The organism is Actinomadura sp. NBRC 104412 (assembly GCF_030269515.1).
GTDB lineage: Bacteria > Actinomycetota > Actinomycetes > Streptosporangiales > Streptosporangiaceae > Spirillospora.
Window position 1 is genome coordinate 89,236 of record NZ_BSTM01000020.1, and the last position, 20,849, is coordinate 110,084.

At 72.2% G+C, this 20,849-nt stretch carries 22 protein-coding genes; 9 read left to right on the forward strand and 13 right to left on the reverse strand.

Annotated features, from left to right (window positions below):
* Positions 1 to 79 precede the first annotated feature (79 nt).
* A complete protein-coding gene (locus QSK21_RS23655) occupies positions 80 to 337 on the forward strand; it encodes a cell division protein CrgA (protein ID WP_285698984.1) in 258 nt (85 codons plus the stop codon).
* Positions 338 to 553: 216 nt separating this feature from the next.
* Here the strand turns inward: QSK21_RS23655 and QSK21_RS23660 are convergent, their stop codons facing one another.
* Positions 554 to 1,453 carry a rhomboid family intramembrane serine protease gene (locus QSK21_RS23660; RefSeq protein ID WP_285698985.1) on the reverse strand — a complete coding sequence of 300 codons (900 nt, stop codon included), beginning with the start codon at positions 1,451 to 1,453 and terminating at the stop codon, positions 554 to 556.
* Between the two features lie 57 nt (positions 1,454 to 1,510).
* Complete coding sequence (locus QSK21_RS23665) at positions 1,511 to 2,041, reverse strand: peptidylprolyl isomerase (protein ID WP_285698986.1); 531 nt, start codon at positions 2,039 to 2,041, stop codon at positions 1,511 to 1,513.
* Positions 2,042 to 2,249: 208 nt separating this feature from the next.
* Here QSK21_RS23665 and QSK21_RS23670 point away from each other — a divergent pair, with 208 nt between their 5' ends.
* Positions 2,250 to 2,627, forward strand: a complete 378-nt coding sequence (locus tag QSK21_RS23670; RefSeq protein WP_285698987.1) for a hypothetical protein — start codon at positions 2,250 to 2,252, stop codon at positions 2,625 to 2,627.
* 86 nt (positions 2,628 to 2,713) lie between these two features.
* Positions 2,714 to 3,502: an acyltransferase gene (locus QSK21_RS23675; RefSeq protein WP_285698988.1), complete on the forward strand. Its 789-nt coding sequence runs from the start codon at positions 2,714 to 2,716 to the stop codon at positions 3,500 to 3,502.
* A 70-nt stretch (positions 3,503 to 3,572) separates the two neighbouring features.
* Here the strand turns inward: QSK21_RS23675 and QSK21_RS23680 are convergent, their stop codons facing one another.
* Positions 3,573 to 5,057, reverse strand: a complete 1,485-nt coding sequence (locus QSK21_RS23680) for a DEAD/DEAH box helicase (protein ID WP_502871592.1) — start codon at positions 5,055 to 5,057, stop codon at positions 3,573 to 3,575.
* A 356-nt stretch (positions 5,058 to 5,413) separates the two neighbouring features.
* A complete protein-coding gene (locus tag QSK21_RS23685; RefSeq protein WP_285698990.1) occupies positions 5,414 to 5,875 on the reverse strand; it encodes a rhodanese-like domain-containing protein in 462 nt (153 codons plus the stop codon).
* Between the two features lie 72 nt (positions 5,876 to 5,947).
* On the opposite strand from QSK21_RS23685, the gene QSK21_RS23690 reads away from it, so the two are divergent.
* Positions 5,948 to 6,937 carry a helix-turn-helix domain-containing protein gene (locus QSK21_RS23690; protein ID WP_285698991.1) on the forward strand — a complete coding sequence of 330 codons (990 nt, stop codon included), beginning with the start codon at positions 5,948 to 5,950 and terminating at the stop codon, positions 6,935 to 6,937.
* Between the two features lie 108 nt (positions 6,938 to 7,045).
* Positions 7,046 to 7,705, forward strand: coding sequence for a hypothetical protein (locus QSK21_RS23695; RefSeq protein WP_285698992.1), 660 nt, complete (start codon positions 7,046 to 7,048; stop codon positions 7,703 to 7,705).
* Between the two features lie 16 nt (positions 7,706 to 7,721).
* Here QSK21_RS23695 and QSK21_RS23700 read toward each other — a convergent pair whose 3' ends face one another.
* The 5 genes from QSK21_RS23700 to QSK21_RS23720 form a co-directional block, all read right to left on the reverse strand.
* Complete coding sequence (locus QSK21_RS23700) at positions 7,722 to 9,095, reverse strand: APC family permease (RefSeq protein ID WP_285698994.1); 1,374 nt, start codon at positions 9,093 to 9,095, stop codon at positions 7,722 to 7,724.
* Between the two features lie 76 nt (positions 9,096 to 9,171).
* Positions 9,172 to 10,035 (reverse strand): polysaccharide deacetylase family protein, encoded by an 864-nt coding sequence (locus QSK21_RS23705; protein ID WP_285698995.1) that lies wholly within the window; start codon positions 10,033 to 10,035, stop codon positions 9,172 to 9,174.
* Positions 10,032 to 11,006: an agmatinase gene (speB, locus tag QSK21_RS23710; protein WP_285698996.1), complete on the reverse strand. Its 975-nt coding sequence runs from the start codon at positions 11,004 to 11,006 to the stop codon at positions 10,032 to 10,034. Before speB ends, QSK21_RS23705 begins: the two co-directional genes overlap by 4 nt.
* Before the next feature lie 42 nt (positions 11,007 to 11,048).
* The gene (locus QSK21_RS23715; protein WP_285698997.1) at positions 11,049 to 11,798 is read right to left on the reverse strand and encodes an SDR family NAD(P)-dependent oxidoreductase; all 750 of its coding nucleotides are present in this window, start codon (positions 11,796 to 11,798) and stop codon (positions 11,049 to 11,051) included.
* Complete coding sequence (locus QSK21_RS23720; protein ID WP_285698998.1) at positions 11,798 to 12,493, reverse strand: SDR family NAD(P)-dependent oxidoreductase; 696 nt, start codon at positions 12,491 to 12,493, stop codon at positions 11,798 to 11,800. Before QSK21_RS23720 ends, QSK21_RS23715 begins: the two co-directional genes overlap by 1 nt.
* 173 nt (positions 12,494 to 12,666) lie before the next feature.
* Here QSK21_RS23720 and QSK21_RS23725 point away from each other — a divergent pair, with 173 nt between their 5' ends.
* The 4 genes from QSK21_RS23725 (at position 12,667) to QSK21_RS23740 (ending at position 17,190) form a co-directional block, all read left to right on the forward strand.
* The gene (locus tag QSK21_RS23725; RefSeq protein WP_285698999.1) at positions 12,667 to 13,749 is read left to right on the forward strand and encodes a PucR family transcriptional regulator; all 1,083 of its coding nucleotides are present in this window, start codon (positions 12,667 to 12,669) and stop codon (positions 13,747 to 13,749) included.
* 314 nt (positions 13,750 to 14,063) lie between these two features.
* Positions 14,064 to 15,089 carry a sigma-70 family RNA polymerase sigma factor gene (locus QSK21_RS23730; RefSeq protein ID WP_285699000.1) on the forward strand — a complete coding sequence of 342 codons (1,026 nt, stop codon included), beginning with the start codon at positions 14,064 to 14,066 and terminating at the stop codon, positions 15,087 to 15,089.
* Positions 15,086 to 15,682: a TIGR03086 family metal-binding protein gene (locus tag QSK21_RS23735; protein WP_285699002.1), complete on the forward strand. Its 597-nt coding sequence runs from the start codon at positions 15,086 to 15,088 to the stop codon at positions 15,680 to 15,682. The genes QSK21_RS23730 and QSK21_RS23735 overlap by 4 nt, the downstream gene beginning before the upstream one ends.
* Positions 15,683 to 15,750: 68 nt before the next feature.
* Positions 15,751 to 17,190, forward strand: a complete 1,440-nt coding sequence (locus tag QSK21_RS23740; RefSeq protein ID WP_285699004.1) for an MFS transporter — start codon at positions 15,751 to 15,753, stop codon at positions 17,188 to 17,190.
* A gap of 197 nt (positions 17,191 to 17,387) precedes the next feature.
* On the opposite strand, the gene QSK21_RS23745 is transcribed toward QSK21_RS23740, so the two are convergent.
* The 4 genes from QSK21_RS23745 to QSK21_RS23760 form a co-directional block, all read right to left on the reverse strand.
* Entirely contained in the window at positions 17,388 to 18,071 is a 684-nt protein-coding gene (locus tag QSK21_RS23745) for a maleylpyruvate isomerase family mycothiol-dependent enzyme (RefSeq protein WP_285699006.1), read from the reverse strand.
* 95 nt (positions 18,072 to 18,166) lie between these two features.
* A complete protein-coding gene (locus tag QSK21_RS23750) occupies positions 18,167 to 19,549 on the reverse strand; it encodes a sensor histidine kinase (protein ID WP_285699008.1) in 1,383 nt (460 codons plus the stop codon).
* Positions 19,546 to 20,244, reverse strand: coding sequence for a response regulator transcription factor (locus QSK21_RS23755; protein ID WP_285699009.1), 699 nt, complete (start codon positions 20,242 to 20,244; stop codon positions 19,546 to 19,548). The genes QSK21_RS23750 and QSK21_RS23755 overlap by 4 nt, the downstream gene beginning before the upstream one ends.
* A 53-nt stretch (positions 20,245 to 20,297) precedes the next feature.
* Positions 20,298 to 20,795 carry a hypothetical protein gene (locus tag QSK21_RS23760; protein WP_285699011.1) on the reverse strand — a complete coding sequence of 166 codons (498 nt, stop codon included), beginning with the start codon at positions 20,793 to 20,795 and terminating at the stop codon, positions 20,298 to 20,300.
* Between the last annotated feature and the right edge of the window lie 54 nt (positions 20,796 to 20,849).

Genomic DNA, 20,849 nt, shown 5'->3' on the forward strand with positions numbered 1-20,849 from the left:
CAGCGACTACGCTAACCGACAAAGCACCCATGTGCGGGCCGTACGTCCGTGCCGTCCGCCCGAGGAGATCGAACCCACCGTGGCCAAGTCCAAAGTGCGCAAGAAGGCCGTCTACACGCCTCCGCAGAAGTCCCAGGCCCCCCAGGTCAGCCCGCGGTGGCTGGTCCCGACGATGATCGCCCTGTGGCTGGTCGGGCTGGCCTGGATCGCCACGTTCTACGTGACGGCCAGCACCGGCACCGACGTGCCGTTCATGTCGGACCTGGGGAACTGGAACCTGGGGATCGGCTTCGCCGCCATCATCCTGGGCGTCATCCTGTCGACACGCTGGCGTTGACGGCCGGCGGAGATTTTCCGCCGTCCCGGTCTCCGGGAAGCTCATCCACCAGTGTTATCCACAGGCTGGGGATGACCGGGGGCCTCATCCCCATCTTGTCCCCAGCTTTTCCACAGGCGAGGCGGCTCCGCGTCCGTAGGGCGCACCACAGGGCGCACCACGCGGTGCCGGGCGCCGCGCCTGGAGCGGCGCGTGCCCGGCCGTCCGCGTTCCGGGTCAGACCGTTCCGGACGTCAGCTCGGCCGTCTTGATCAGTACCAGGGCGGCCAGCAGGACCAGCGTCGCCGCGGACGCGGCGACGTGCACGACCTGCTGCCGGGCCTGCGGCGCGTACGCGAACGCGACCGCCAGCAGCGCGCCGACCGCCAGGCCGCCGATATGTCCCTCCCAGGAGATGCTGGGCACCGCGAAGGTGATCACCAGGTTGATCCCGAGCAGGAACACGATCGGGCCGACCTGGCCGCCCAGCCGCCGTCCGATGACGAAGAACGCGCCGAACAGGCCGAAGATGGCGCCGGACGCGCCGACGGCGGCGTCCAGCGGGTCCACCAGGTAGAGCAGGACCGAGCCGCCCAGGCCCGACAGCAGGTACAGCGCCAGGTAGCGCCACCGCCCCAGCACCTGCTCCAGGGACGGGCCGATCGCCCACAGCGCCCACATGTTGAACAGGATGTGGGTGACGCTGAAGGACCCGCCCGTCGGCGGCTGGTGCAGGAACATCGACGTGAACAGCCGATACCACTGGCCCTCGGCCACGCCGACCAGCCGCCCGCCCGAGGCCCCCAGCCCGAGCATCGCGAACTCGCGGACGACGTCGGTGGAGGCCAGCTCGGCGATGTAGGCCAGGACGCACAGGCCGATCAGGGTGTAGGTGACCACCGGCGTCGCGGATCCCGAGGCGCGGGCACCGAGCGCCGTGCGGGGCTGCCGGACGTTCCTGTTCCCTTCGGAGACGCACTCGACGCACTGGTGCCCCACGGCCGCGTCCCGCATGCACTCCGGGCAGATATAGCGGTCGCATCGGGTGCAGCGGACATAGGTCTCCCGTCCCCGGTGCCGGTAGCAGGTCGGCACCTGGGCCTCGTGTTCGGGGGCGGGTCTGGGGTCTGTGCTCATCTACGGCTCCGAAGACCGGCGGTACGGGGCGGCCCCCCTGGCGTGTCTCACTCTGTACTACGACTGGCGGCGCTCGATCGTCACCGACTCGATGACCACATCGTTGTCCGGGCGGTCGTCCCGGCCGGTCGGCACCGCCGAGATCGCGTCGACCACGTTCGTCCCCTCGATCACCTTCCCGAAGATGGTGTGCCTGCCGGTGAGGTGCCGGGTGTTCTGCACGTTCGTGGTGATGAAGAACTGCGAGCCGTTGGTGCCGGGCCCGGCGTTGGCCATGGCCAGCAGGTACGGCCGGTCGAACTTCAGGCTCGGGTGGAACTCGTCCTGGAACTCGTAGCCGGGGCCGCCGTAGCCCTTCCCGAGCGGGTCGCCGCCCTGGATCATGAAGTTCGGGATCACCCGGTGGAAGATGGTGCCGTTGTAGAGCGGCTCCTGCTTCTTCTCGCCGGTGGCCGGGTGGGTCCAGGTCCGGGTGCCTTCGGCGAGGGACACGAAGTTGTCCACGGTCACCGGGGCCTGGTCCGGGTAGAGCTGCGCGACGATCCTCCCGTGGTTGGTGTGGAGCGTCGCGAAGATCTGTTCAGCCACTGTGGGCCGCCTCCTCCTTGTAGTGCGTATGCGTCGCGATACGTGATCGTACGGTCACGCCCGCGGTGTTTACCTTCCGCTTCGCGGGAAGGCTGCCGTGCAGGACCTCGCAATCAGGGAGGTTAGCGTGTCCCTAATGATGAGTATCCGCCGCAAGCCGCGTGGGGTGTCCCTTTCGCGGTTCGGCCGCATGCGGATGGCGTGCCGTATGGGCGCGTCGAGTGCGGCGGAGCGGATGGGTCCGGCCGCCCGCGGCGCACGCGAGGCCGCCGCCAAGGGCGTGCTCGCCGCACGCGGGCGGAGCGCACCCTGGCTGCGGAGGGCCGGTGCGTATGTGGCGGCGGATCTGGGGCCCCGCGTCGGAAGGATGCTGTCGGACGCGGCCCAACGCATGGAGCCGCAGCATCAGCCCGTACGCAGGCGGCGCACAGCCGCGATGGCGATGGTGGGCGTGGCCTCGGCGGTGGGTCTGGCGGGCGCGTTGATGACGAGGCGGGCCAACACCGCTTCGATGCAGCAGATGATGACGGGGCCGGGCACCCAGTCGGTGCCGTCCGACGTCGACGGTCAGGTCCGCTCCGCCTGACGGTCCAGGGGTACGAGGGTGAGGGCCCGGCCATCGCGGCCGGGCCCCTCGTTTCGCGGTTGGCTACCAGCCGGTACGGTGACGCCATGCCCCCGAAGACCTCGATCAAGCATCGGCTGGCGGTCCCGGTGCGCCGCGGACTGCACCGCGCCGTGCACCGGGGCTGGGAGTGGATCCAGCGGCACGGGGAGATCACGCCGGAGACGCCGGGCCGCCGCAGGTTCGCGCACCTCGGCGAGGGCGTGTGCATCGGCTTCCCGGTCGGCGCCGTCTACGGCGAGCCGTGGATCTCCATCGGGGCGCACACCCTGGTCGGCACGCACTGCACGATCTCGGCCGGGTTCGTCCCCGGCCTCGACCTCGGCCCGGACCTGGTGGTCCGGATCGGCCGCGGCTGCTCGCTCGGGCGCGGGACGCACATCGTGGGCCACCAGTCGATCGAGATCGGCGACGACGTCTTCACCGGGCCGAACGTCTACATCACCGACCAGAACCACAGCTACTCCGATCCGGAGACGCCGATCGGGCGGCAGTGGCCGGAGAACAACCCGGTGGTCATCGGCGACGGCTGCTGGATCGGCACCGGCGCGGTGATCCTGCCGGGGACCCGGCTGGGACGCAATGTCGCGGTCGCGGGCGGCGCGGTGGTGCGGGGCGAGTTCCCCGACCACTCGGTCGTCGGCGGCGTCCCCGCCAAGGTGCTGCGCAGCTATGACGCGGAGCGGGGCTGGCAGCCGCCCCTGCGCAACGACCTGCCGGCCGATCTGAAGGCGCTGGCCGGGCTCGCGGCCGAGGACGGCCTGAACGGCGTCCAGCGGCTCCAGGACGGGCTCGGCGAGGCGATCCCTGACGGCCTTCGGGAGGAGGCGGGCTGAGCCCGCCGCGCCTCACTGAGAGACGTGAAGGGCCGGAAGCGTCGTACGCTTCCGGCCCTTCGTTCACCGCTCAGTTGGAACGGGCGGCACGGCGGTCGTTGCCGTCGCGGCGCTTGCCGCCGTTGTACTGGGCGTTGCGCCGCCCGCCGTGCGGGGTCCCGCGCCGCTCACCGTACGAGCCGCGCTCACCGTAGGACGGACCGCGCTTGGCGTCGTGGTGACCGGAGAAGGCGCCTTCGTGGCGCCCGTTGTGGTCACCGTCCTCGCGGCGGCGCGTTCCCCCGTCCTGACGGTCGAAGGAGCGCGGGCCGCGCCCGCCGAAGCGACGGCCGCCGCCTCGCCTGCCGCCTCCGGGACGCCCGCCGCGGCCGTTCTCGCGGCGCGGGCGCTCCGGGATGATCGGGCCCTCGATCGGGATGCCGGACGGGGGCCGCGCGCCGGTCAGCCGGATCAGCTCCTCGTCGCCGAGCGCGACGCGGGTGCGGGGCGCGTGGATCCCGGCCCTGCGGGTCATCGCGGTGGTCGAGCGGACCTGGTGCGGCAGGACGAGCGTCACCACGGTGCCGCTCTCCCCGGCCCGCGCGGTACGGCCCGCGCGGTGCATGTAGTCCTTGTGGTCGGCGGGCGGGTCGACGTGCATGACCAGGCTGACGTCGTCCACGTGGATGCCGCGGGCGGCGACGTCGGTGGCGACCAGCACGCTGATCGTCCCCTCCCTGAACTCGGCGAGGGTGCGGGTGCGCAGGCCCTGGCTCTTGCCGCCGTGCAGGCCCGCGGCGCGGACGCCCACCTGCACGAGCTGCTTGGCCAGCCGGTCGACGCCGTGCTTGGTACGGGCGAACAGGATGGTCCGGCCCTCACGGTTGGCGATCTCGGCCGTGATGGCGGTCTTCTCCTTGGGCGCCACCAGCAGCAGGTGGTGCTCCATGGTGTCGACCGACTCGTCCACCGGGCCGATGGCGTGCGTCACCGGGTCGCTGAGGTAGCGCTTGACCAGGACGTCCACGTCCCGGTCCAGGGTGGCGGAGAACAGCAGCCGCTGCCCGCCGGGCTTGGCCTGGTCGAGGATGTCGGTGACGTCGGGCAGGAAGCCCATGTCGGCCATGTGGTCGGCCTCGTCCAGCACGACGACCTCGACGTCGCCGAGGTCGCAGGCGCCCTGGCGCATCAGGTCCTTGAGCCGGCCGGGGGTGGCGACCACGATCTCCACGCCACGGCGCAGCGCGTCGATCTGCTTGAACATCGAGGTCTGGCCGATGACGGTCTTGAAGTGCAGGCCCATGGAGCGGCCGAGCGGCTCCAGGTTGGTCTGGACCTGCTGGGCCAGCTCGCGGGTCGGGACGAGGATCAGGCCGAGGGGACGCCTGGGCGCGGCGCGGCGGCCGGACAGCCGGGCCAGCATCGGCAGCCCGAAGGCCAGCGTCTTGCCGGATCCGGTCTTGCCGCGGCCGAGGACGTCGCGGCCGGCCATGACGTCCGGGATCGCGGCGGCCTGGATGGGGAACGGGGCCGAGATGCCCTGCCTGGCGAGCGCCGAGACCAGGGCGTCGGGCAGGCCGAGCTCGGTGAAGGTCGGGACGGTCTCCGGGGTCTCCGGGGCCGCCGACGGCTCCGAGGTGACGGGCTCCTGCGCGAGGTCGGTCGCGGGCAGGGCATTACGAGCGGGCACAGATGACACGCATTACCTTCCGAGAGGGGGGCACGTCTCGGGAGGCGTCACGTGGCAGCGCGGTGCTGCGGAATGTGGCCTGCAAGGACGAGCCGGGGACGCCGTCGGTGGCGCCATGAGAACGATGCGGTAAGTGTAACGTCGCCGACGCACCTGCTTATGCCCCGGTCGCCTCATGTAAACCTGGCGTGCGCGCGTCCCCTGGCTCGTGGAGGCCACGGCGGGCGGCCTCTGTCCCTCGTTCAGCAGGCGCAGGAGAGGTCGGAGACGGGCGCCGTGAGCGGATCGGGGGAACGCCGTACGACCTGGCCGGCACCGGTCTCGACCGGGAACCCCTCGCGTGCCCAGTACTCGAAGCCGCCGATCATCTCCTTCACGGGGTGGCCCAGCCGGGCGAACGCGAGCGCGGCCTTGGTGGCGCCGTTGCATCCCGGTCCCCAGCAGTAGACGATCACGGTGGCGCCCGCCGGGACCAGGCCGGCGGCGCGCCGCGGGATCTCCACCCTGGGCAGGTGGACGGCCCCCGCGACATGACCTTGCCGCCAGGCGTCGGCGTTCCGGGTGTCCACGACGACGATGCCGGGTGCGCCGCGTTCCAGGTCGGCGGCGACGTCCGACACGTCGGTCTCGAACGCGAGCCGGGCGGAGAAATGGGCGATGGCCGCGGCCGCGGGCGCGGCGGGGATCCGCAGGGTCTCAGACATGTCCGTGATCGTCCCATTGTCGCGTTGTCCGCCGGAAGTGGCGCTAACGCCGTTCAGGGTTAAGATCTCGCCATGCTCCTTGATCCTCCCGCGCGGCGGCACACGGTCTCGGTCGTCGCGTTCGACGGCATGTCCCCGTTCGAGCTGAGCTCGGTGGTGGAGGTGTTCGGCCTGCCGCGTCCCGAGCTCGACGTCCCCTGGTACGACCTGCGCGTCTGCTCGCCGCAACGCGGGCCGCTGCGGTTCGTGGGCGGCTTCACCGTCACCGCCGAGCACGGCATGGATGTCTTCGCGACCGCCGACACGGTCGTGGTGCCGCAGGTGCCGAGCATCCACGGCGACGTCCCCGGGGCCGTCGTGGACGCCCTCAAGTACGCGCACGCGCGCGGCGCGCGGATCGTGTCGATCTGCTCGGGCGCGTTCGCGCTGGCCGCGGCGGGCCTCTTGGACGGCCGCGAGGCCACCACGCACTGGCGGTTCGCCGACACCCTGCGCCGCCGCTTCCCGCGCGTGCGGGTGACGCCGGACGTGCTGTACGTGGACGGCGACGACGTTCTCACCGGGGCGGGCAGCGCCGCGGGGCTCGACCTGTGCCTGCACCTGGTGCGCAAGGACCACGGGGCCAAGGTCGCCAACTCGGTGGCGCGGCGGCTGGTGATCCCGCCGCATCGCGAGGGCGGTCAGGCGCAGTTCGTGGAGGCCGCCGTCCCGTCCGGCCCGGACCCGGCGGACGACCCGGTGGCCCGCGCGATGGCCTGGGCGCTGGACCATCTCGCCGAGCCGATCACCGTGGCGGCGCTGGCGGGCCAGGCGCGGCTGGCGCCCCGCACGTTCCTCCGGCACTTCCAGCGGACGACCGGCACCAGCCCGCTGCGGTGGGTGATCCATCAGCGGATCATGGCCAGCCTGCCGCTGCTGGAGGACGGCGCGCTGCCCATCGAGCGGATCGGCGCGATGGTGGGCTTCGAGTCCCCCGCCACGTTCCGGCACCATTTCGCCCGTGCGATGAAGACCTCGCCGTCCGCGTACAGGCAGATGTTCCGCACGTCCCTGGCGTCGTGACCGCCGCCGCCGACGGTGGTGCCCCCGCTGACCGCGGATCCTGGCGGTTCGTGGCGATATGGGGTGAACGGCGGGATGTCCGATCGCGGAGGCGGCACAATCGGTGGAATGTTCGCATCGGGCGGAGGCGGCGACCGTGCAGGGAACCAGGGCGGGCGCACGCCGCCGCCGGAGCTGGAGGCGCTGGCCGCGCGGCAGCCGGGCGGCTGGCTGTACGAGATCGACACCGCCTGGGTGGACGACCCGGACGGCTACGTCCCGCCCGAGGCGATCCGCGGGGCCTGGAAGGTGTCCGACGAGGGGCGGCTGACCGGCGAGTATTGGGAGAACCACCGGCACGGCCCGCCCCGGCACGACTTCTCCGCGCTCACCGAGCCCGACCACTGGCTGGACTGGCTGGGGGACGACCCCGGCGAGGCGGTGCTCACCGAGGTCGTCCGCATCCTCTGCCGGCAGATCGAGGGCACGGTCGTGGAGTGGATGAAGGTCGTGGAGACCCCGCGCTTCCTGACCGGCGGGCGGCCCAGCCCCGACGACCCGGGCCGGGTGGTGGTCACCCGGACCGGGCTGGCCCTGCCGTTCGCCCTGATGGCCCGTCCCCCACAGGGGCCGCGATCGGTGGTGACGGGCGTGCTGAGCTGGGTCGCCGTGGGGCTGGACCGTCCCGGCGAACGGCGCGACCGCGTGTGGTTCGACATCGGCGCCGGCCTCGACCGGGCCGAGGAGGAGCTGCGCTCCCGGATCTACGAGCTCGACCGGCCGGGATAGCCCCGGTCCGTCCCGTTCAGGTGACGCGGTCGGCGTAGCGGGGCATGATGCGGCGCCGCGCGTAGGCCAGGTACAGGACGGCTCCCGCCACGGCCACCACGCTGAACGTCATGACCATGCTCCAGTCGACGTACCAGGGCTCCTCGGTGTTGCGCGGCCACACGATGTTGACCGTCTGGACGGCCAGCCACACCGCCGCGACGTAGGTGACGGGCGCGCTGAACCGGCCCAGGTTGAACGTCCCCGGCCGCCATGTGCCGCGCAGGTGCTGGAGCGCCGAGCCCCACACCGGCAGGCCGAACGCGACGTAGAAGCCGATCGTGGTGAAGTTGACCAGCACCGAGTAGAGCGCCGAGCCGGACAGCAGCACGAACACGGTGGCGCCCACGGCGGTGAGCAGGATCGCGTTCACCGGCATCCGCTCGGCGAGCGCCAGCCGCCCCAGCACGCCCGAGCCGGGCAGCGCCTTGTCGCGCGCCGACGCCCAGATCACCCGGGACACCGCCGCCTGCACGGCCAGGAAGCTCGCGACGAACCCGATCACGAAGACGACCAGCAGCGGGCGCCCGATCCCCGAGCCGAAGTGGTGGACCAGCGTGTCGGAGACCGGATCGCCGTCCGCGGCGGCCTCCAGGTCCGGGATGGCCAGGATCAGGCCGGCCGCCGAGTACATCACGAGCGCGCCGACCGCGGCCAGCGCGACGATCAGCGCCTTGGGGACGTCCCGCTCGGGCCGCTCCACCTCCTCGGCGATCGAGCCGGCCGCCTCGAACCCGACGAACGACCAGCCGACATAGGCGGTCGCCGCCAGCAGCGGCGCGCCCAGCAGCGGGGCGCCGCCGATGCCGTCGAACAGGACGCTCACCGGGTTCTCGCGGTAGAAGGCGAGCAGCACGGTCCCCAGCACCACCGAGGCCAGGACCTCGCAGAAGAGGCTCGCGATCACGAGCACCTTCAGCGTGCCGCGTCCCACGATGTTGGCGACGCTCCCGAAAGCGAGGATGCCCAGCGCGGTGGCCATCGTGGCAAGGTTGCCCGGCTCGTCCACGCCGAGCGCCTGCAACAGGAAACCCGCGGCGCCGTAGGACAGTGCGGACAGGGCGATGGTGAGGCCCCACATATAGGCCCACGCGGAGAACCACCCCGCTCCCGGGCCGTGCACGTGCCGCGCCCATTGGTAGACGCTGCCCTCGTACGGCCAGCGTGAGGCCAGCTCACCGAAGACGCACGCCACCAGTAGCTGGCCCGCGAGCACGATGGGAAACGCCCACCAGAACCCCGGCCCGGCGGCGAGGAGACCCAGCGTGAAGATGGCGTAGAGAGCCACGATCGGGGACACGTCCGCGAAGGCCAGCGCGGTGGCCGAGCGCAGATTGAACCCCTTGCGCAAGACCTGGCTTCCATCGGTGGTTCCTGTTGTGGGCATCATGGGCGTTCCTGCTCTTTCCTGAGTGAGACGCTCGGCCTTACGGCCGTGGGAGGTGCCGGGGTCTCAGTCCGAGCCCCCGAATGTGCCGGGCGATGTCGCCCAGGGGTGCGAGCCACACGTCAGGCAGGCTCGCCACGTACTCGACGAACTCCTCCAGGGCCGCCGCCCGTCCGGGACGTCCCGAGAGGAAGGGATGCGAGGTCAGCACAAAACAGCCACCGTCCTTTCGCAGGGCCTCGAACTCGGCGCGCCAGAGTTCGACCGCCTTGGCCGGGCTCTCGATCAGTCCCGACCCGGAGATCCCCGGGAGGAAGCAGTACTGCTCCCAGTCGTCCAGTCCCCAGTGGACGGGGATCTCCACGATCGACGCCGCGTCCTCGGCGTCCCCGGCCGCGAGCTCGTAGGGGACGTCGGCGTCCATCAGGCTGGAGTCGTACAGGAAGCCGCGGTCGGCCAGCAGCCGCGGCGACGCGTAGGTCAGCTCCCACATCGGCGCCCGGTAGCCGGCGGGCCGCACCCCCGCGACCGTCTCCAGGGCCTCCAGGCCCCGGTCCAGGATCTCCGCCTCCGCCCGCGGGTCCACGTCGATCAGCGGCTCGTGCAGGTAGCCGTGGTGGGCGATCTCGTGTCCCGCGTCCACGATGGAGCGGATCGCGTCCGGATGGCGGTGCGCGGTGTACCCGGGGACGAAGAACGTCGACCGCACCCCGTGCCGCTCCAGGATCCGCAGCAGCCGCGGCAGCCCGGTCAGCGGCCCGTACGCCTGGTGGCTCATCACGCTCATCCGGGACGCCGCGGCCGGGAGCTCCGCGAGCACCACCGACTCCGCGTCCACGTCGAACGAGAACGACGCCGCCGAGGTCGCCTCGCCAGGCCACGCCACCGGATCCGCCGGCCTCATGAGGCCCTGCCCTTGGCCAGCAGGCTGATCAGCTCGTACGTGACGGTCGCGGCGGCGATCGAGGTGATCTCGGCGTGGTCGTAGGCGGGCGCCACCTCCACCACGTCGGCGCCGACGATGTTCAGCCCGTCGAAACCGCGCAGTATGCCCAGCAGCTCCCGGCTGGTCATGCCGCCGCTCTCCGGCGTGCCGGTCCCGGGCGCGTACGCGGGGTCCAGCACGTCGATGTCGATCGACAGGTAGACCGGCGCGTCCCGCACCCGTTCCCGCACCCGCTCGACGACGCCGCGCACGCCCAGGTCGTCGATCTCCGCGCAGTGCACGATCGTGAAGCCGAACCTGGCGTCGTCCACCAGGTCGCGCGGGTCGTACAGCGGGCCGCGGATGCCGACGTGCGCGCTCGCGTCCCGCAGCAGCAGCCCCTCCTCGGCGGCGCGCCGGAACGGGGTGCCGTGCGTGTACGGCTCGCCGAAGTAGGTGTCCCAGGTGTCCAGGTGCGCGTCGAAATGCACGAGCGCGACCGGCCCGTGCAGCGCGTGCGCCGCCCGCAGCGCCGGCAGCGCCACCGTGTGGTCGCCGCCGATCGTGACCGCCAGGCGGCCGTCCCCCGTCAGCTCCCGCAACCCCTCCTCGACCTGCCGCATCGCCTCCCCGATGTCGAACGGGTTGAGACCGAGGTCGCCCGCGTCCACCACCTGGCACGCCGCGAACGGAAGCACGTCCAGGGCCGGGTTGTACGGCTTGAGCAGCCGCGACCCCTGCCGGATCGCGGCCGGCCCGAACCGCGCGCCCGGACGGTACGAGACGCCGCCGTCGAACGGCGCCCCGATCACCGCCACGTCGAAGTCCGGGACGTCGACGCTGCGCGGCAACCGGGCGAACGTCGTCAGCCCGGCGAAGCGCGGGAACTCCAGGGCGTTGGAAGGCCCGACGGTGGGGCGCGAGGGGCGCGGGGGCTCTTGGGAGCTCATTCTTTCCTCTCCGAGGGGTCGTTCACCGGGGGTAGGACATCGCTAGATGCGGGTTCGGGTGGTGCCGCCGTTGATGTGGAGGACCTGGCCGACGAGCGTGGGCAACCGGTCGTCGGCCAGGAACGACACGGCCGCCGCGATCTCGTCGGGGGTCGCGATCCGGCCCAGCGGCACCCGCGCCGCGTACCGGGCGCGGATCTCCTCGACCGGGACGCCGGCGTCGCGGGCGTCCACCTCGAGCTGCGGCGTGTCGATCACGCTGGGCGCGACCGCGTTCACCGCGATGTGCAGCGGGCCCAGCTCGCGGCCCAGGGACTTGGTCAGCGCGATCAGCCCCGCCTTGGACGCGGCGTAGGCGGTGGCGTTCGGCCAGCCGATCACCCCCCACTCCGACGCGATCAGCACCATCCGGCCGCCGCCGCGTTCCGACATCCCGGGCAGCACCGCCTGCACGCAGGCGAACGCGCCGCCGAGGTTGGTGTCCACGACCCGCCACCAGTCGTCCAGGTCGTGCTCGGCCAGCGGCGCCATCGTCATGTACGCCGCGCCCGCGACCAGGATCCCGACCGGCTCCCCCGCCTCCTCCTGGACCGCCGACACCATCCGCTCCACCGACTCCGGGTCGGCGACGTCGGCGGGCTCGCTGATGCCGCCCAGCTCCTCGGCCAGCTCGTCGATCGGGGGGCCGCCCGGCCTGTCGGTCAGCGCCACCAGATGCCCGTCGGAGGCCAGCCGGCGCGCCACCGCCCGTCCGAGCCCGCCGCCCGCCCCGGTCACCAGCGCCACCGCCATCAGATCACCGCCCCCGCGTTCGGCGAGATGATCTCCCCCACGCAGAACGTGCCCTCGTCCACCAGGTACGCGGCGGCGAGCGCGATCTCCTCCGGCCGGCTCAGGCGGCCGGCCGGCAGCGTCTGGAGGTACGCGGGCCTGCGCCACGGCGACTCGGGAGGAAGCAGCGGCGTGTCGGTCGGGCCGGGCGCCACCGCGTTCACCCGTACGCCCAGCGGGGCCAGCTCGACCGCCAGCGCCCGGACCAGCCCGATCACCGCGCCCTTCGCGGCCGCGTAGTGCGCCTCGCCGTCACCGCCGCCGATCGCCAGCTCCGAGGACACCCCCACGATCGCCCCGCGCCCGCGCTCCGCCATCGCCGGGGCCACCGCGCGGCACACGTTCAGCAACCCGCCCAGATGGACCCGCAGCATCCGCCGCCACTCCGTCCACGGGATGTCGGCCACCGGGGTGATGGCGTAGTGGCCCGCCGCGCACACCGCCGCCTCCACCTGCCCCAGCTCACGCTCGATCCGCGCGATCGCCGCGTTCACCTGGGTGGGGTCCGCCACGTCGACGCTCACACTGTGCTCGACGTCCGTCGAGTGACGCAGGTCCAGCCCGGCGGTGCGCCAGCCGCGCCGCGCCAGCTCGGCCACCACCGCCGCACCGATCCCGCTGGCCGCCCCGGTGACGAGAGCGACTCGTTCCGCCATACCCTTCCTCCTGATCGTGAGGAAGCAAGGCAAACCCGATAACGGGGCAGGTAGCAAGGGTTTTGCGCGAAACTTGGCCAACCGCACCTCGAATGCGCCCGGCGCTCGTGGAGTTGTCCAACACCTGGTCATGCGTGTGTTACACGGCCGACTCATCGTGCGACGCTGAGAGGGTGAGCAGTGACCAGGCGGACCGGCTGCGCCTCACCGTCGGACAGCTCCTTGAGGTGCCGCACTTCCATCTGCGACTGGTCGCCGGGGCGGCGGGTCTCGACCGGCCGGTCCGCTGGGCGCATTCCACCGAACTGCTCGACCCCGGCCCCTACCTCCGGGGCAACGAGGTCGTCCTGACCGTCGGCGCGTCCTTGACCGACCCGTCGCGCTGCGAGACGTTTGCCCGTTCCGTCCACGCCAGCAAGGCCAGCGCGATCGGGTTCGGCACCGGTGACGTCATGGACGAACCCCCGGAGGCCCTGTGCGAAGCGTGCGACGAGCTCGACCTGCCCCTGCTCGAAGTACCGCCGGAGGTCCCGTTCCTGAGCTTCACCGAGTGGTTCGCCGACCGGCTGGCCTCGTCCCGGGACAAGCAACGCGAACGCGAGGAGACCGGGCGCATCCTCGACATGGTGCGCAACGGGCTGGCCTCACCCGAGGTGTTGCGCGACAGGCTGGAGGCGGCAAGGCTGTCCACCGACACCGTGATCGTGCTGGCCGTGCCCGCGGAGAACATCCCCGAGCGGGTGGACGCCTCCATCGGCGCCGTGCTCGCCGTAGAGGGTGACGTCGGGCGTGTCCTGGTCAACACCGAACGGCACGCGGAGGAACTCGCCGTGGCATGGGGCGGAGTCGGGGGGATGAGCACGCCCGCGCCCCTGGAGAGCCTCGGGCAGGGCCTCTCGGAGAGCGTGCTGGCCCTGGAGGCGGCCCAGCGCGGCGGCCGCGGCATCGTCCGCGCCGCCGACCTGGCCACCTTCCAGGGCCTGCTGGGACGTCTGGAACGCCACCAGATCGCCCCGTTCATGGAGCAGATCGCCCGTCCCCTGGAGGAGTACGACGCCGCGCACGGCACGAAGCTGGTCGACACCCTTCGCGCCTTCCTCAAGACCGGCGGCGCCGTCAGTGAGACGTCCCGGGAGCTGTACCTGCACCCGAACACCCTGCGGCACCGCCTGTCCAGGATCGAGGCGCTGACGGGACGCAACCCGCTCGACTTCGAGGACCGCGTGGCGCTCGCCGTGGCCATGTGGGTGTCCTGAACCGTCGGTGGCGGCGGCTAGCGTCGCCTCGTGGCCGGCATCCGCTACATCACGGGGGACGCGACCTCGGGCATGGTACCGCGACCGTGCCCGCATCGGTTGCGGCCTGGCCGGAGGAAAGTGGCCTCGGGTAGAGCCCTTGATCGCGAAGGGGGTGCACGTCACGGTCTACGACGCCGATCTACCGTGAAACCCGGGAGTGGTGCGGTGATGAGTTCCCGTCCCGCGCGGGGTCTAGTCCTGTGAGAGCGCCGGTGCGCATTCCGGTGGACGGGGCCGGAGCGTGCGCTCGCGGACGGAGGCCGGCCGGAACGATGGTGGATCAGACGGAGTTCGCCCGCCTGGCGAACCCCTACAGGGGCGAGCTGCTCGCGCATTGCTATCGCATGGTCGGCTCCGTTCATGACGCCGAGGACCTCGTCCAGGAGACGTATCTCCGGGCGTGGCGGTCCTTCGACGGGTTCGAGGGGCGGACGTCGCTGCGCCGGTGGCTGTACCGGATCGCCACCAACCGGTGCCTGACCGCGCTGGAACGGGCCGCCCGCCGCCCGCTGCCCTCGGGGCTGTCACGTCCCGCCGAGGACGCGGACGTCCCGCCGGCGCCCGGGGAGCCCGGGATGCCGTGGCTGGAGCCCGTACCGGACGCGCTGCTGCGTCCCGGCGGATCGCGGGCCGTCGGTGCCCGGGTGCCGTCCGGGCCGGACGATCCGGCGGCGATCGTCACCGGGCGCGGCAGCGTCCGGCTGGCGCTGGTCGCGGCGATGCAGCATCTGCCGGCGCGGCAGCGCGCGGTGCTGATCCTCCGGGACGTCCTGGACTGGCGTGCCGCCGAGGTCGCCGACCTGCTCGGCATGACCACCGCCGCGGTGAACAGCCTCCTGCGACGCGCCCGCGCCCGCATCGAGGAGGCGGCGGTCGGCGAGGACGAGGTCTCCGAGCCGGACGACCCGGCCCGCCGCGCGGTGCTCGACCGGTACGTCGCGGCCTTCCACGACGCGGACATGGACGGGCTGTCCCGGCTGCTGAGGGACGACGCGATCCTGGAGATGCCCCCGTCCCCGACCTGGTTCCGGGGCCGCGAGGCGGTCATGCGGTTCCTTTCGTCCCAGTGCGCGGACGGGTTCGGTGGCAAACGCCTCATCCCCACGGCCGCCAACGGCCAACCGGCGGCAGCGGTCTACATCCGCGGTGCCGGCGGGGCCTACCGCGCGCACTCCATCCAGGTGCTCACACCGAGCACGCGCGAGCAGGACGGGACGTACGAGATCGCGCGGATCGTCGCCTTCCTCGACACACGTCTCTTCGCGCTTTTCGGTCTGCCGGCTGAGGCCGTGCCATGAGCGGTGGGCTGGCGGAGGGGGTGGAGCTGCTCGAACGGGCGGTCGGTTACACCCTCGGGGCGTTGAGCAGGGTCACCAAGGCGTCGTTGTGCTGGCCGACGCCGTGCACGGGCTGGAACCTGAGGGCGTTGCTGCGGCATTTGGACGACTCGCTCGACGTCCTGTCCGAGGGGGCCGATACCGGTGGCGTGTGTCCCGTCCGGGGCGCGCCGGTGCCCGCAGAGGACGTGGTGGCCTCCGTGCGGGCGAGGGCGGGCGCGGTGCTCGGCGCCTGGGCGGGGACCATCGACGCCGCGGAAGGTGACGATCACGCTCTGGCCGTGGGCGACCTGCCGCTGATGGCGAGTTGCGCGGCGGGCGTCGGCGCGCTCGAGATCGCCGTTCACGGCTGGGACATCTCCCGCACGCTGGGCCTGCGCCGCCCGATGCCGCCCGAGCTCGCCACCGACCTGCTGGAGATCGCCCGGCTGACGGTGGGCGACACCGGCCGCCACCCGCTGTTCGCCGCCGCGGTCCCCGTGCCGCCGCACACCCGTGAGGACGACCGGCTGGCCGCCTACCTGGGCCGCGACCCGTCCCGCTGTGGCCCGTGACGAGTGGGCGCCCCCGCCGGGGTCTCGTCTGACAGAACGCTTTTCGTCGGAGCCGTAAGGAGAGCGGAATGTCGGAGCGAGCGGGGACGGCGCGGCGCCGTCCCCCGCATGTCGCCTGGACCCTGGTGCTGGCGCCGATCGGGGTCTTCCTGACCGCCCTGGACGTGGTCGTGGTGTCCACCGCGCTGCCCGCGATCCAGCGGGAGCTCGGCGCCGGACTGGCCGATCTGGAATGGACGCTCAACGCCTACAACCTGGCGTTCGCGTGCCTGATGCTGACGGGGGCCGCGCTGGGCGACCGGTTCGGGCGGCGCCGGATGTTCGTCTCCGGCGTGCTGGTCTTCAGCCTCGCCTCGGCGGCGGCCGCCCTGTCGGGGTCGGCCGCCGAGCTGATCGTCGCGCGGGTGGTCCAGGGCGCGGGGGCGGCCGTGATCATGCCGCTGACCCTCACGCTGATCGTGGACGCCTTCCCGGCGTCCCGCCGGGGCACGGCGCTGGGCATCTGGGGCGGCGTGACGGGGCTCGGGGTGGCCGCGGGTCCGGTCGTCGGCGGCGCGATCACTGAGGGCGTCTCCTGGCAGTGGATCTTCTGGGTGAACGTCCCGGTCGGCCTGGCGCTGGCGGCGCTGTCCGCCGTGCGGCTGCGCGAGAGCCACGGACCGCGGTCGCGGCTCGACCCCCTGGGGCTCGTCCTGATCGCGGCCGGTCTGTTCGCGCTGACCTGGGCCCCGGTACGGGCGCCGGCGATCGGCTGGGGGACTTTCGAGGTGATCGGGGCCGCGCTGTCCGGCGCGCTGCTGGTCGGCGCCTTCGTCGCCTGGGAGCGCAGGGCCAGGTACCCGATGATGCCGCTGGCCCTGTTCCGCCTGCGCGGCTTCGTCACCGCGAACGCCATCGGCTTCCTCCAGCAGATGTCGATCATCGGTTCGCTGTTCATGCTGTCGCAGATGTTCCAGGTGGGGCTCGGCTACTCGCCGTGGGAGGCGGGCCTGCGGATCCTCGTCTGGAACGGGACGGTGATGGTGGTCGCCCCGATCGCGGGGGCGCTGGCCGACCGGTTCGGCGACCGTCCCGTCCTGATCGCGGGCATGGCCCTCCAAGGGACCGGGCTCGGCTGGGTGGCCACGGTCGCCCAGGTGGACGTCGGCTACGGCGCCCTCGTCGTCCCCCTGCTCGTCGCGGGTGTGGGCATCGCGATGTGCCTGCCGCCCGTGGCCAATCTCGTCACGATCTCCGTGCCGTTCGAGGAGGCCGGGGTGGCCGCCGGGGTCAACAGCGCCATGCGCGAACTGGGCTCGGTCTTCGGCGTGGCGGTCGTGGCGCTGATCTTCGCGTCCTATGGCGGCTACACCACCTCGTCGACCTTCATGACCGGATTCCAGCCCGCCATGTGGACGGCCGCCGCGATCGCCCTCGCGGCCACCATCCCGGCCTTCCTGGCACCAAGAAAGGCGAACGTCCAACCACCCATGACCCCGGCTCCAGAGGCAGTGAAGAGCGCTTCGTGAACGGAGGGGACTCCCCGAAGGTCTCGTCAGGCGGCCTCACCTGTCGTGACCTTCGGGTCCTCCGGAACCTGGGCGGTCTGTTGGAGGCCCTTCACCACTACGCCAGTACCCTGCCGCTGGCGATCGGCGTACAGGACAGCAAGGCACGCTCGACGTGTAGGGCCTGGGCGGTCTGATGCGCCGCTTGGTTTTGTGGTTCAAGGGGTTATGGGGCGGTCGAGGACCTTGAGGGCTGCCTTTTGGTCGCCTTCCCATTCGATGGCTTCGGTTTGTGGGGAGACTCGCTTCCAGAGCATCAGGAAGAGGGTTGGGGCGGGGCCGTGGAGGGTGGCGACGGGGGTACCCGGCCCTAAGGTCCAGGTTTGGGGCATGTCGGTTGCGACTAGGCGGATTGCCTGGTCGGGGGCGGTGGCTCGGGAGAGTCTGACCTGGCGCGGGAACATGTCGTTGATGGCCTCGCTGACGCCGTCGGCGGCCAGGGCGGGGTCGAGAGGGGACGGGGCGCCGGTGGCGTGTTCGGCGTCCCAGCGGTGGACGGCGGTCTCCAGGGCGCGGCGGCGGCGCCAGAAGGCGACCGTGCGCGGCGGATAGAACGTCCAAGCCTCTGTGGACGGGTCGGTTTCGAGGGCGGTCAGCAGGGTTTCGCTGGTTTCGTTGAACCACCGCCTGAGTTCGGCCGGGTCGCGGGGCGCAGGGGCGCCCTTGTGTTTTCCGTGCTTTTCAGTGATCGCTACGGCGGACCAGAGGTTGCCGTTGCCCAGGTGGTCTGCCAGGTCGTACAGCGTCCAGTCGCCGCAGTGCTCGATCGGCGTGGTCAGGTCGCTCCTCAGGCACGCCTCGAAGGCGTCCAGGTCGCGGCGTAGGAAGGTGAGGAACTCCATGCCGTGACCGTACAGCCGGCTACCCGACGGGTGGTGGGCTGGGAATGACGCGGAGGGTGGTCCAGGGAAGGCCAAACCCGCGTGGCACGCTCCTTTCAGGCGGTGGTGTGGCCTGGGAGGGTCGTGGGGAGGGTGATGCGGACGGTCGTGCCCCGGCCCGGCGCGGAGAGCAGTTCGGCCTGGCCGCCGTGGGCCGCGGCGATGGCGGCGACGATCGGCAGGCCGAGCCCGGCGCCGCCCTCGTCCGAGGCGCTGTGGAAGCGTTCGAAGGCGCGGGCGGCGTCCTGGAGCGGCATGCCGGGACCCTTGTCGGCGACCTCGATGACGATCGTCCGCGGGGTGCGGGTCAGGCGGACGGTGGCGCCCGTCCCGGCCGGGGTGTGGGCGCGGACGTTCGCGAGCAGGTTGGCGAACACCTGGCGCATGCGCGACTCGTCCACCACGGTTTCGAGGGTGCTCGGCGCGTCCAGGACGAAGGGGCGGCCGGGATCGGCGGCCGAGGCGTCGGCGACGGCGTCCCTGGCGAGGGCGGCCAGATCGGCGGGACTGGGTTTGAGGGACGCCTCGCGGTCCAGCCGCGCCAGTTCCAGCAGGTCGGCGACGAGGCGGCTCATGCGGCGCGCCTCGTCCTCGATGCGGGCCATCGCGTCCGGCAGTTCGTCGGGTCCCAGCGCGCCCTGCCGGTACAGCTCCGCGTACCCCTGGATGGTGGTGAGCGGCGTGCGCAGCTCGTGGGACGCGTCCGCGGCGAACTCCCGGACCCGCGCCTCGGAACGGCTGCGAGCCCAGAACGCCTGCTCGATGCGGTCCAGCATCACGTTGATCGCGCCGGCCAGCCGGGACGTCTCCGAGCTGTGCCCCGGGTCGGGCATCCGCGCCCGCAGGTCGCCGCCGTTGGCGATGGCCTGCGCGGTCGCGGCCATGCGGTCCAGGGGGAGCAGGCCGCGGCCGATCAGCCACCGGCCCAGGACGAGGAGCGCGGCCATGAGGATCGCGGCCGTGGCGACCTCCGCCAGGACGAGGTTGCGCACCGCCAGGTCGATCTCGTCCAGCGGGGTCGCGACGACGACCGCCCCGCCGCCCCGGGTGGGACGGGCGACGGCGCGCATCCCGGGCAGCGAGAACGGTTCGAGGCTGTCCGCGTGCGCCGCCACCCTGGCCGGGCCGAGCTCACGGACCCGCGCGACCGCCTCGTCCGGCTCGGCGTACGCGCCGCTCAGCACGCGGATGCGCCCGTTCTGGGCGACGGTCAGCACGACGAACCGGGCGGGGGCCACGCCCTGGCTGGGCAGGCCGGGCCGGATCAGCCGGGACACGGCTCGGTCGCGGGCGCCGCGCAACTGCTCGTCCACCCGGTGCATGAGGTAGCCGCGCAGGACGACCGCGCTGACCAGCCCCATGATCAGCAGCCCGGAGAGGGTCACGGCGACCAGCCCGGCCAGCAACCGGTTGTTGAGGGTCGACAGCGGGTTCCTCATGGGCGCAGGGTGTAGCCGATGCCGCGCCGGGTGTGGATGAGCGGCGGGCCCAGCGGGTCCAGTTTGCGCCGCAGGTAGCTGATGTAGGTCTCCAGCACCTGGGCGTTGGCCTGGTGCGTCCAGCCCCACACGTTCTCCAGCAGTTGGGCGCGCGTGAGCACCTGGCCCGCGTTCCTCATGAGGTACGCCAGCAGCTTGAACTCGGTGGGCGAGAGTTCGAGCTCGACGCCCGCCCGCCGCACCAGCCAGCTCGACTCGTCGAGTTCGAGATCGGCGACGCGCAGCACCTCCTTCTCCTGCTCCTTCGGAGGCGGGGCGGCCAGGGCCGCGCGGCGCAGCACCGCGCGCACCCGGGCCACCAGCGCGTCGATCGAGAACGGCTTGGTGACGTAGTCGTCGCCGCCCAGGGTGAGGCCCGTGACGGTGTCGGACGGGGTGTCCCGCGCGGTCAGGAAGATCACCGGGACGTCGTCGCCCTCGTCCCGCAGCCGGCGGCAGACCTCGAACCCGTCGAAGTCCGGGAGCATCACGTCCAGCAGGATGATGTCGGGACGCTTCGTGCGCGCCTCCCGCAGCGCCTCCGCGCCCGTCGCGGCGGACGCGGTCACGAAGCCGTGGAAGCGCAGAGCCGTCCCGATCAGATCGCGGATGTTCGCCTCGTCCTCCACGACGAGGACCAGTTGCCTGTCACCCATCGGTCCGTCCCTGCCCCGGTCGGTCACCACACCCCGACGTTACGCGGTGGCGGCTACCGCTTCTTCGGGACGAACAGGAAGGCCGCGGTCCGGGCGGTGCCGGCGCGCTCCCCCCGGACGACCACCTGGTCACCGGACGCCAGGGCGCTCACCTTGGACTTCTCGCCGTTCTTGCGGACGCGGGTGTCGCCGTCGGTCGTCCACGCCCAGACCACGCCGTCGGCGCTGCGGACCGTCACGGTCGCGCCGGACACGCCGGTGATCTGGCCGCGCTGCCAGGTGGTCACATGGAACGAGCCGTCCCTGCGCCTGACGGTGGCCTCTCCGTGCACGCCCCGCGCGGCCCCGCGCATTTTGTGCCGCATGGGGGGACGCTGCTTGCCGTGCCGCCATTCCCCCTTGCGGGGGTGCTGGGACGCGGTCGGCTTCGGTGACGCGGAAGGCGACGGGTCATCGGCGAACGCCGGGACGGCCACGTACAACCCGACACCGAGAACGCCCGCAGCGGCGGCAGCGGCTGCCAACGACTTCCTGTTCACTTTCGCTCGCATGCAAGACACCTAACCGTGCGTTCCTGGCAGCAGTCCGCCGAAAAGGCTGGGAGA

Bases quoted from the DNA above. Each gene is read 5' to 3' on its own strand.
- QSK21_RS23685 (WP_285698990.1), bottom strand. From the start codon at position 5,875: ATGTCTGAGACCCTGCGGATCCCCGCCGCGCCCGCGGCCGCGGCCATC.
- QSK21_RS23690 (WP_285698991.1), top strand. From the start codon at position 5,948: ATGCTCCTTGATCCTCCCGCGCGGCGGCACACGGTCTCGGTCGTCGCG.
- QSK21_RS23730 (WP_285699000.1), top strand. From the start codon at position 14,064: ATGGTGGATCAGACGGAGTTCGCCCGCCTGGCGAACCCCTACAGGGGC.
- QSK21_RS23720 (WP_285698998.1), bottom strand. From the start codon at position 12,493: ATGGCGGAACGAGTCGCTCTCGTCACCGGGGCGGCCAGCGGGATCGGT.
- QSK21_RS23715 (WP_285698997.1), bottom strand. From the start codon at position 11,798: ATGGCGGTGGCGCTGGTGACCGGGGCGGGCGGCGGGCTCGGACGGGCG.
- QSK21_RS23695 (WP_285698992.1), top strand. From the start codon at position 7,046: ATGTTCGCATCGGGCGGAGGCGGCGACCGTGCAGGGAACCAGGGCGGG.
- QSK21_RS23670 (WP_285698987.1), top strand. From the start codon at position 2,250: ATGGGCGCGTCGAGTGCGGCGGAGCGGATGGGTCCGGCCGCCCGCGGC.
- QSK21_RS23755 (WP_285699009.1), bottom strand. From the start codon at position 20,244: ATGGGTGACAGGCAACTGGTCCTCGTCGTGGAGGACGAGGCGAACATC.
- QSK21_RS23660 (WP_285698985.1), bottom strand. From the start codon at position 1,453: ATGAGCACAGACCCCAGACCCGCCCCCGAACACGAGGCCCAGGTGCCG.
- speB (WP_285698996.1), bottom strand. From the start codon at position 11,006: ATGAGCTCCCAAGAGCCCCCGCGCCCCTCGCGCCCCACCGTCGGGCCT.
- QSK21_RS23750 (WP_285699008.1), bottom strand. From the start codon at position 19,549: ATGAGGAACCCGCTGTCGACCCTCAACAACCGGTTGCTGGCCGGGCTG.
- QSK21_RS23705 (WP_285698995.1), bottom strand. From the start codon at position 10,035: ATGAGGCCGGCGGATCCGGTGGCGTGGCCTGGCGAGGCGACCTCGGCG.
- QSK21_RS23740 (WP_285699004.1), top strand. From the start codon at position 15,751: ATGTCGGAGCGAGCGGGGACGGCGCGGCGCCGTCCCCCGCATGTCGCC.
- QSK21_RS23760 (WP_285699011.1), bottom strand. From the start codon at position 20,795: ATGCGAGCGAAAGTGAACAGGAAGTCGTTGGCAGCCGCTGCCGCCGCT.
- QSK21_RS23745 (WP_285699006.1), bottom strand. From the start codon at position 18,071: ATGGAGTTCCTCACCTTCCTACGCCGCGACCTGGACGCCTTCGAGGCG.
- QSK21_RS23735 (WP_285699002.1), top strand. From the start codon at position 15,086: ATGAGCGGTGGGCTGGCGGAGGGGGTGGAGCTGCTCGAACGGGCGGTC.
- QSK21_RS23675 (WP_285698988.1), top strand. From the start codon at position 2,714: ATGCCCCCGAAGACCTCGATCAAGCATCGGCTGGCGGTCCCGGTGCGC.